Annotated in this window: 1 protein-coding gene; it reads right to left on the bottom strand. The window is 48.3% G+C overall.

The annotated features are described in order from the left end of the window. Positions 1–7: 7 nt before the first annotated feature. On the bottom strand, positions 8–1,168 hold the full coding sequence (locus tag ICN42_RS11850) for an IS30 family transposase (protein WP_216255176.1): 1,161 nt from the start codon (positions 1,166–1,168) through the stop codon (positions 8–10). Positions 1,169–1,229: the final 61 nt, after the last annotated feature.

Raw genomic sequence — 1,229 nt, 5'->3', positions numbered from 1 at the left:
CTTGATTTCAACCCGTCGATGCAACAGATTGGGCAAAACGTTCTGCCGGTGTTTGATAGTTTAGTGTTTTTCTAGGTCGTTCATTGAGTTGTCTTGCCACTGCATTGAGCTTGGCTTGAGAGTAATTGGCTAGGCTCATACCCTTGGGGAAGTACTGTCTTAATAGCCCATTGGTATTTTCATTAGACCCTCTTTGCCAAGGATGCTGAGGATCACAAAAGTACACTTGCACATCGGTAGCTAGAGTAAAGCGTTTGTGCTGAGCCATCTCTATACCTCGATCCCAAGTTAAAGATTTATACAGCTCTTGCGGTAACTTGCGGGCATGCTTGATGAGTGCATTAACCACTGTCTCGCTGTCTTTACGAGCAACCTTGACTAGCATCACATAACGGGTTTGGCGCTCTACGAGAGTGGCGATCTGGCTATTGGCATCCCCATACAAAAGATCGCCTTCCCAGTGACCGGGAACAGCTCGATCTTCTACCTCGGCTGGCCGCTCTCTGATCGAGACTGCATCCTTAATCTTTCCAAGGCCGACATCTTTGAGGGTGTGATGGCGTGAACGACGCATGATGCGAGTGCGTCGTAAATGCTGTGTGAGCTCTTTCTTTAAGGCTCCACGGGCTTGGATGAAGAGGCTAAGGTAGATCGTTTCATGTGACACCTGATAGTCCTCCTGATCTGGATAAGTCTCTTTTAGCCAACCGGCAATCTGTTGTGGTGACCAGTTGTGCTGGAGTTTATCTGCCACCAGGTACGCCAGTGTTTTATTTAATACCAGTTTACAAGTCTGCGGGCGATGCGCTCGATCCCAGGCAGCCTGGTCAGATTGATTGGCTCGATAACTCTCTGGATCACCATTACGACCAATCTCACGACTAATCGTGGAAGGTGATCTACCTAACTCAGTGGCAATCGATCTCATGGATTGACCACTTGCTAGGCCACGTGAGATGGCTTCACGTTCAGCTAAGGTCAACGCTAGTTTGGATCGAGTTCGGGGTGGCGGTCTAATGCCACCAGTTTGCACAAAGATGCCTTGTATGGACGAATGATTGCGATCAAATAACTGGGCAATCTGCTGGAGAGAATCTCCTTTTTTCCAGCGCTCCCACATTAAATCCTTCTGGGTGGCTGTGTAATAGATTCGAGGTCGTTGTTTCATGAGCAACACTCCTTGCGCTTACGCAGTTTGTAGTGTGTTGCATCGACGGGTTGAAATCAAG

It is taken from the genome of Polynucleobacter sp. 71A-WALBACH, assembly GCF_018882365.1.
Taxonomy (GTDB): domain Bacteria; phylum Pseudomonadota; class Gammaproteobacteria; order Burkholderiales; family Burkholderiaceae; genus Polynucleobacter.
This window is presented reverse-complemented; position numbering and strand designations above follow the sequence as displayed.